This window comes from Streptomyces sp. Je 1-79, assembly GCF_025195125.1.
In the GTDB taxonomy this organism is placed as follows: Bacteria; Actinomycetota; Actinomycetes; order Streptomycetales; family Streptomycetaceae; genus Streptomyces.
This window is the reverse complement of record NZ_JAMGSL010000003.1, coordinates 145,450-153,702: the sequence shown is the minus strand read 5'-3', so window position 1 is coordinate 153,702 and position 8,253 is coordinate 145,450. Positions and strand designations below refer to the sequence as shown.

The window sequence follows — 8,253 nt, the reverse complement described above, 5'->3', positions numbered from 1 at the left end:
GGGGACAATTCGGTGACTCACCTCTGCGGTGCGGGGGCCGTCCGGAGGGACGGCCCGCACCGGCGGCAACCTCAGTCCTGCGCGGGGGCTGCCGTCTTCTTGGCGGCGGCCTTCTTCGCAGTGGTCTTCTTCGCGACGGTCTTCTTGGCCGCCGCCGTCTTCTTGGTGGCGGCCTTCTTCGCGGTGGCCTTCTTGGCCGTCTTGCGGGCGGCCGTCTTCTTGGCCGGGGCGGCAGCCTCGGCCTCGGGCTCGACGTCCGCCTCGGGGGCCTCGACCGGGGCCGGGGCGGCGGCCGGGGACTCGACCACCAGGACGGCGGCCTCCTCGGCGCCCGAGGGCGATCCGGCGGGGGCGGTCACCTTGCGGACGACCCGGCGACGGGCCCTCGGCGGGGCGGCCACGGGGGCCTCCTCGACGACGGGCGCGGCCTCGGGCGCCTGCTCGACGACCGGCTCCGGGGCGGCGACCGGCTCGACGACGGTCTCGACGACCGCCTCCGCGGCGGCCGGCGAACCGGCCGGGGCCGTCGCCTTACGGGTGGCACGGCGGCGGGCACGGGGAGCTGGGGCGGCCTCCTCGACGACCGGAGCGGCCTCCACGACCGGCGCCTCGACGACGGGCTCGGGCTCGACGACAGGCTCGGGCTCGACGACGGGTGCGGGCTCCTCGACCACGACCGGGGCCGGGGTCGAGGCGACCGGAGCGGTCGCCTTACGGGTCGCCCGGCGGCGGCCACGGCCACGGCCTGCGGCGGCCTCGGCCTCGGCGGCGCTGCTGTACAGCTCCTCGTCGGCGCGGAAGGGCTCCTCCACTGCCACCGGGGCGGCGATCTCCGCGGCCACCTCGGCCTCGGTCTCGACCGTCTCGGTCTCCGACTCCGCCGACTCCACAGCCTCGGCGTGCTCGTGCTCGTGCTCGTGGTGCTCGGCACCGCCACGGCCACGCTTCTTCGAGCGCTTGCCGCTGCCACCGCCGCCGGGGGCGGTCGGCTGCTCCATGTGCACGATGACGCCACGGCCGTTGCAGTGGACGCAGGTCTCGGAGAAGGACTCCAGCAGACCCTGGCCGACCCGCTTACGGGTCATCTGGACCAGGCCCAGCGAGGTGACCTCGGCCACCTGGTGCTTGGTCCGGTCACGGCCCAGGCACTCCAGGAGGCGGCGCAGCACCAGGTCGCGGTTGGACTCCAGGACCATGTCGATGAAGTCGATGACGACGATGCCGCCCAGGTCGCGCAGGCGCAGCTGGCGGACGATCTCCTCGGCCGCTTCGAGGTTGTTCCTCGTCACGGTCTCTTCGAGGTTGCCGCCCTGACCGGTGAACTTGCCGGTGTTGACGTCGACGACGATCATCGCCTCGGTCTTGTCGATCACCAGCGAGCCGCCGCTCGGCAGCCAGACCTTGCGGTCCAGCGCCTTCATCAGCTGCTCGTCGATCCGGTACGTCGCGAAGACGTCGACCTCGCTCGTCCACTTGGACAGGCGGTCGGTCAGGTCCGGGGCGACGTGGTTCACGTACCCGTGGATGGTCTCCCAGGCGTCGGAACCGCTGACGATGACCTTCGAGAAGTCCTCGTTGAAGATGTCGCGGACGACACGGACGGTCATGTCCGGCTCGCCGTACAGAAGGGTCGGAGCGTTGCCGTTCTTCGCCTTCTTCTGGATGTCCTCCCACTGGGCCTGCAGACGCTCGACGTCACGGCGCAGCTCGTCCTCGCTCGCGCCCTCGGCGGCGGTGCGCACGATGACGCCCGCGTCCTCGGGGACGATCTTCTTGAGGATGGTCTTGAGGCGGGCGCGCTCGGTGTCCGGGAGCTTACGGCTGATGCCGGTCATCGAGCCCTCGGGGACGTACACGAGGTAGCGGCCCGGCAGGGAGACCTGGCTGGTCAGACGCGCGCCCTTGTGGCCGATCGGGTCCTTCGTCACCTGGACGAGGACCGACTGGCCGGACTTGAGGGCGGTCTCGATGCGGCGCGGCCCGTTGGCCATGCCGAGCGCCTCGAAGTTGACCTCACCGGCGTACAGGACGGCGTTGCGGCCCTTGCCGATGTCGACGAAGGCGGCCTCCATGGACGGCAGCACGTTCTGGACCTTGCCCAGGTAGACGTTGCCGACGTACGAGGTGGCCTGCTCCTTGTTGACGTAGTGCTCGACGAGCACGTTGTCTTCCAGGACGCCGATCTGGGTGCGCTCGCCGTTCTGGCGGACGACCATGACGCGCTCGACGGCCTCACGGCGGGCCAGGAACTCGGCCTCGGTGATGATCGGGACGCGTCGGCGGCCCTGCTCGCGGCCCTCGCGGCGGCGCTGCTTCTTGGCCTCAAGGCGGGTCGAGCCCTTGATGGACTGGACCTCGTCGGACGGCTCGGCCTTCTCACGGGCCGGGCGGGGCTCGCGGACCTTGACGACCGTACGGACGCCGTCCTCCTCGCCCGCCTCGGTCTCGCCGGAGGCGTCACCGCTACGGCGGCGGCGACGGCGACGACGACGCGAGCTGCTGCTGCCGGACGACGCGCCGCCCTCGTACTCGTCGGAGTCGCCCTCCTCCTCGGACTCCTCGTCCTCGGCGCGGGCCTCGTCCGCGTCGTCGCTCTCGTCGGTCCCCTCGGCGTCGGCCTCGGCGAGCTCACCGCGGCGACGGCGACGGCCGCCACGGCGGCGACGGCGGGACGGGCGGTCCCCGTACTCGTCGGTCTCCTCGGCCTCCGCCTCGGGCTCCTCGGCCTCGACCTCGGGCTCGTCGGCGACGGTGGCCGGCACCGGCTCGACGGCGACGGGCTCGGCGGGCTCACCACGACGGCGGCGGCGGCGCCGGCCGGCGGGCTCGGGACGCTCGACCGTCTCGGCCACCTCGGTGGTCTCGACCGTCTCCTCCTCTTCCTCCTCCGGCACCACGGACTCGGCGGCAGCGGCGGCGGCCGCGGTCTCCGGGGTCTGGAACATGGGCTCGGTGAAGACCGGGGCCTGGAAGACGGCGACGGCGGGGCGCGCGGCACGACGGCCGCGGGGCTCCTCCTCCGCCGCGGAAACGCGCGCGGCTTCAGCCGCTCCGGTGGAGCCGGTGCCTGCACCGGTGACCGGCTCGGCGGTGAACTGCGGCGAGGTGGCGCGGCGGCGGGTACGGCCCCGGGTGGCGGCCTTCTCCGCGGCGACGACCTCGGGCTCGGCCTCTTCGGCGGTGATCTGCGCGACGGTCTCCTGCGGCAGGCTCTCGCCGGCGGTGGCGACCTCGGGCGAGGTGGCCTTGCGGGTGGCACGGCGGCGGGTGCGCGCCGGGGCGGGCTCCTCCACGGGGGCCTCCTCCACGACGGGGGCCGCCTCCTCGATGGGCGCGACGGCCTCGGCCTCGACGACCGGCTCGGCGACGGGCTCGGGGGTGGTGGCCTTACGGGTCGCGCGGCGACGCGTACGAGCGGGGGCGGGCTCCTCGACGGGAGCCTCCTCCGCGGCGGGCGCGGCGGACTCGGCGGCCGGCTCGGCGACGGGCTCGGGGGTGGTGGCCTTGCGGGTCGCACGGCGACGCGTACGGGCCGGTGCGGGCTCCTCGACGGGAGCCTCCTCCGCGGCGGACGCGGCGACCTCGGCCTCGGCGGCCTTCTCGGCGGCCGGCTCGGGAGCGGCAGCCTTCCGCGTGGCGCGACGGCGCGTACGGGCGGGGGCGGGCTCCTCGGCCGGCTCCGGGGCGGCGGCGGGCGTCTCCACGACGACCTCGGCCACGGTGTCGGTGACCTCCGCCGCGACCGGCGGACCGGCGGGGCGGGAAGCCGCTCGGCGCCTGCGGCGCGGCGGCAGCTTGTCACCAGGTGCGTTGTTGTCGGTGTTCTCTTCGTGCTGTTCGAGCATGCGGGCGGTTCTCCCGTCACGCTCCCGGGCGCCGCGTCTTGTTCCGGTCCGGCGGCACGATCGCGCGAAGTGCGCGGTGCCGCCGTCCGGGGCGCGGGCGCCGCACGGGAGCTGATGTCTGGCTCGCCGGTTCCGTACGCGTTGTACGTACGGCCTGGCGAAAGTCTCCTGGTCAGTGCGCTGCCCGACCCAGGTGGCTCCCGAGTACCAGGGCTGCGCTACAACGACCGCTCCCTACGCGGTACCGGCACCCGGCGCCGTCGCTGAGGCGGTCGCGGCGGCCGTGGGTGAAGCGGCCGTGACTGCCTCGCGGTCGGGCGCGAGCGGGTCGGTCACCGTGCCGGACTCCTCGTCGAAGAGCCCCTGCGCCAGCCTGGTCACCGCTGCGGGGACCGGCGGCGCCAGGTCGGCCACAGCTCGGAGACCGGACAGGACGTCGTCGGGTCGCACGGCAGGTGTCACGTGCCGAACAACCAGCCGCAGTATCGCACAGGCATTGTCCAGGGGCCTATCAGGCTGTGGACGAGCCTCGGGACGATCCACGACGAGGTCGGCGACGGCCGAGCGGGCGTCGAAGGTGCGGATGCCGTTCTTGGTCTTGCGCTGTACTTCCACGGTGTCGGCCGCGAGGAAGACCCCGACGGCCTTCTCCGCGTCCTCGAAGGTGACGCCGTCGAGCCGCAGCTCCCACACGGAGGCGGTGAGCCGGTCGGCGAGTCCCGAGGTCCGGGCCTCGACGGCATCGGTGATGTCGAGACCGTCCGGGAGCGACTCGTCGAGCAGCACCCGCAGAGTCTCCGGGTCACGCCTCTCGGCGAGGGCGATCTCCAGGAACTCGGCCTCGGAGCCCGTACCCGTGGGGGCGGCGTTGGCGTACGACACCTTGGGGTGCGGAGTGAAGCCGGCCGAGTACGCCATGGGCACCTCGGCGCGGCGCAGGGCACGCTCGAAAGCGCGCTGGAAGTCACGGTGGCTGGTGAACCGGAGGCGGCCGCGCTTGGTGTAGCGCAGTCGGATGCGCTGCACCGCCGGTGCGGGCGGCGGGCCTTCGGGCTGTCGCTTGCCCAGTGGTTCTTCTCCTCGGTGCGGGGCGGGCGCGGTGACGCGCCGCCCACGAAATGCGGGTGGCCTCTGGGGGGCCCGACCGGCTCACCCCCGCTTTCGCAGGGAGATCTCGGGTGCGGGCGCCGCGCCGGAGGCGGTTGTTGTACTACCCAGAGTACGCGCAGAGGCCACCACCGGTTCCACGGGCTCGTGCACCCGGGCTCCTCCGACCAGCGCGCGCCACGCGTCCCTGCGCGCCTGCCGCACGGTCGCGCGCGCCGCGGCGAGGGCCTCCCGCGCGGCCCGCCCCGCCCCGACGGCCGCCTTCCTGGCCGGCGCCCAGACCTGGTCGCGGACCCAGCGGCCGACGGGGGCGCAGACGTTCCGGTACACCCAGACGGCGGGCCGCCCGACCAGGCTCCAGGCGATCCACTTGAGGACGCGTCCGACGGCCCGGGAGACGAATCCGGCGACGCGCCAGCAGACCCGGAGCGCGTCGACGAGCTCACGCCCGATCGGGGCGAGGACGTGGCGGTACAGCCGGACGAGCGGGACGACGATCCCGTACCGGACGACGGGCACGACCACGTACCGCCACAGCCCCACCCACGGCCACACGAACAGCGCCTTGGTCAGCCAGGTGAGGGCCGCGGCCAGCCCGCGCCCCAGCCAGGTGAAGACCCAGGCCAGGCCGTGGCCCGTGGGTGTCAGGACATGGCGGTACAGCCAGACGAGGGGCAGCGCGACCCCGTAGCGGGCCACGGGGACGAGGACGTACCGCCACAGCCCGGCAACGAGGAACGCGACGCCCGCACCGATCGGGGTGAGGATCCACCGGTACACCCAGGCGGCGGGAACGCCGATCCCGTAGCGGGCGACCGGCACGACCACGTACCGCCACAGCGCGACCCACGGCTACACGAAGAGCGCCTTGCCCAGCCAGCCGGCAGCGATGCCGAGGCCCTGGCCCAGCGTGGTGAGGAGCCAGGTCAGCCCGTGCCCCAGCGGGGTCAGGAGCTGCCGGTACAGCCAGACGACGGGAACCACGAGCGCGTAGTGGACGACCGGCACCACGATCCGCTGCCACAGCCACACCCACGGCCGGACGAACAGCGCCTCGCACAGCCAGACCAGCGCGCGGCCCGTCGGGCGCAGGACCACCCGGTCGAGGGCCCGGGCGCAGACCACCAGTACGTCCCAGACCATCCGTACCGGAACGACGACGACCAGCACCACGATCCGCACCGGAATCCTGACGGCGGCGGTCAGGCAGCCCTCGGGTTCCGGCCGGGGCCCCGCTTTCTCCATGCTCATGCCGGAAATGACGCGACGGCCCGGCGGAGGGTTTCCCCTCGCACCGGGCCGTCGCCGGAGTGTTACCGGAATGGCTCCCGACGGGCTACTTCACGACCGTCAGCGGCAACAGCTTCTTGCCCGTGGGGCCGATCTGGATCTGGGTGTCCATTTGAGGACACACGCCGCAATCGAAGCACGGCGTCCAGCGGCAGTCCTCGACCTCGGTCTCGTCGAGCGCGTCCTGCCAGTCCTCCCAGAGCCAGTCCTTGTCGAGGCCGGAGTCCAGGTGGTCCCAGGGCAGGACCTCCTCGTAGGTGCGCTCGCGGGTGGTGTACCAGTCGACGTCGACACCCATCTCGGGGAGCGTCTTCTCCGCGCACTGCATCCAGCGGTCGTACGAGAAGTGCTCGCGCCAGCCGTCGAAGCGGCCGCCGTCCTCGTAGACGGCGCGGATGACGGCGCCGATCCTCCGGTCGCCGCGCGAGAGGAGGCCCTCGACGATGCCGGGCTTGCCGTCGTGGTAGCGGAAGCCGATCGAGCGGCCGTACTTCTTGTCGCCGCGGATCTTGTCCCTGAGCTTCGTCAGGCGCGCGTCCGTCTCCTCCGCCGACAGCTGCGGGGCCCACTGGAAGGGGGTGTGGGGCTTCGGGACGAAGCCGCCGATGGAGACCGTGCAGCGGATGTCGTTCTGGCCGGAGACCTTGCGGCCCTCGGCGATGACGTTGACCGCCATGTCACCGATCTGGAGGACGTCCTCGTCCGTCTCGGTCGGCAGGCCGCACATGAAGTACAGCTTCACCTGGCGCCAGCCGTTGCCGTACGCCGTCGAGACGGTCCGGATCAGGTCCTCCTCCGAGACCATCTTGTTGATGACCTTGCGCATGCGCTCGGAGCCGCCCTCGGGGGCGAAGGTGAGACCCGAGCGACGGCCGTTGCGGGTCAGCTCGTTGGCGAGGTCCACGTTGAAGGCGTCGACGCGGGTCGAGGGGAGGGACAGACCGACCTTGTCCTCCGTGTACCGGTCGGCCAGGCCCTTCGCGATCTCACCGATCTCGGTGTGATCGGCGGAGGAGAGGGAGAGGAGGCCGACCTCCTCGAAGCCCGTCGCCTTGAGACCCTTCTCCACCATCTCGCCGATGCCGGTGATGCTTCGCTCCCGCACGGGGCGCGTGATCATGCCGGCCTGGCAGAAACGGCAGCCGCGGGTGCAGCCGCGGAAGATCTCGACGGACATCCGCTCGTGGACCGTCTCGGCGAGCGGGACCAGCGGCTGCTTGGGGTACGGCCACTCGTCGAGGTCCATGACGGTGTGCTTGGACACGCGCCACGGCACGCCGGAGCGGTTCGGGACGACGCGGGCGATCCGGCCGTCGGGCAGGTACTCGACGTCGTAGAAGCCCGGGATGTAGACCGAGCCGGTCTTGGCGAGTCGGAGGAGGACCTCCTCGCGGCCGCCGGGGCGGCCCTCGGCCTTCCAGCCGCGGATGATCTCGGTCATGTCGAGGACGGCCTGCTCGCCGTCGCCGATGATCGCCGCGTCGATGAACTCCGCGATCGGCTCGGGGTTGAAGGCGGCGTGGCCGCCGGCGAGCACGATCGGGTGGTCGACGGTGCGGTCCTTCGACTCCAGCGGGATGCCCGCCAGGTCGAGGGCGGTGAGCATGTTGGTGTAGCCGAGCTCGGTGGAGAAGCTCAGGCCGAAGACGTCGAACGCGCCGACGGGCCGGTGGCTGTCGACGGTGAACTGCGGCACGTGGTGCTCGCGCATCAGCTCTTCGAGGTCCGGCCAGACGCTGTACGTGCGCTCGGCCAGGACGCCCTCGCGCTCGTTCAGGACCTCGTAGAGGATCATGACGCCCTGGTTGGGCAGACCCACCTCGTACGCGTCCGGGTACATGAGCGCCCAGCGGACGTCGGCGGACTCCCACGGCTTGACCGTGGAGTTCAGCTCTCCACCGACGTACTGAATCGGCTTCTGCACGTGCGGGAGCAGAGCTTCGAGCTGCGGGAAGACAGACTCGGCAGCAGACATCTCGAACCTTCGTGAGCTGGCATGGGGCGACTCTCA

The 8,253-nt window shown here is 72.4% G+C and carries 5 protein-coding genes; all 5 read right to left on the bottom strand.

Annotated features, from left to right (window positions below):
* Window positions 1-71 precede the first annotated feature (71 nt).
* Window positions 72-3,845, bottom strand: coding sequence for a ribonuclease E/G (locus M5362_RS06065; protein ID WP_260226290.1), 3,774 nt, complete (start codon window positions 3,843-3,845; stop codon window positions 72-74).
* 234 nt (window positions 3,846-4,079) lie between these two features.
* On the bottom strand, window positions 4,080-4,871 hold the full coding sequence (locus tag M5362_RS06060; protein ID WP_260226289.1) for a TIGR03936 family radical SAM-associated protein: 792 nt from the start codon (window positions 4,869-4,871) through the stop codon (window positions 4,080-4,082).
* A gap of 123 nt (window positions 4,872-4,994) precedes the next feature.
* Entirely contained in the window at window positions 4,995-5,774 is a 780-nt protein-coding gene (locus tag M5362_RS33115) for a hypothetical protein (RefSeq protein WP_308354855.1), read from the bottom strand.
* Between the two features lie 30 nt (window positions 5,775-5,804).
* Window positions 5,805-6,203, bottom strand: a complete 399-nt coding sequence (locus M5362_RS33110) for a hypothetical protein (protein ID WP_308354854.1) — start codon at window positions 6,201-6,203, stop codon at window positions 5,805-5,807.
* Between the two features lie 85 nt (window positions 6,204-6,288).
* Entirely contained in the window at window positions 6,289-8,217 is a 1,929-nt protein-coding gene (locus M5362_RS06050; RefSeq protein WP_260226288.1) for a TIGR03960 family B12-binding radical SAM protein, read from the bottom strand.
* Between the last annotated feature and the right edge of the window lie 36 nt (window positions 8,218-8,253).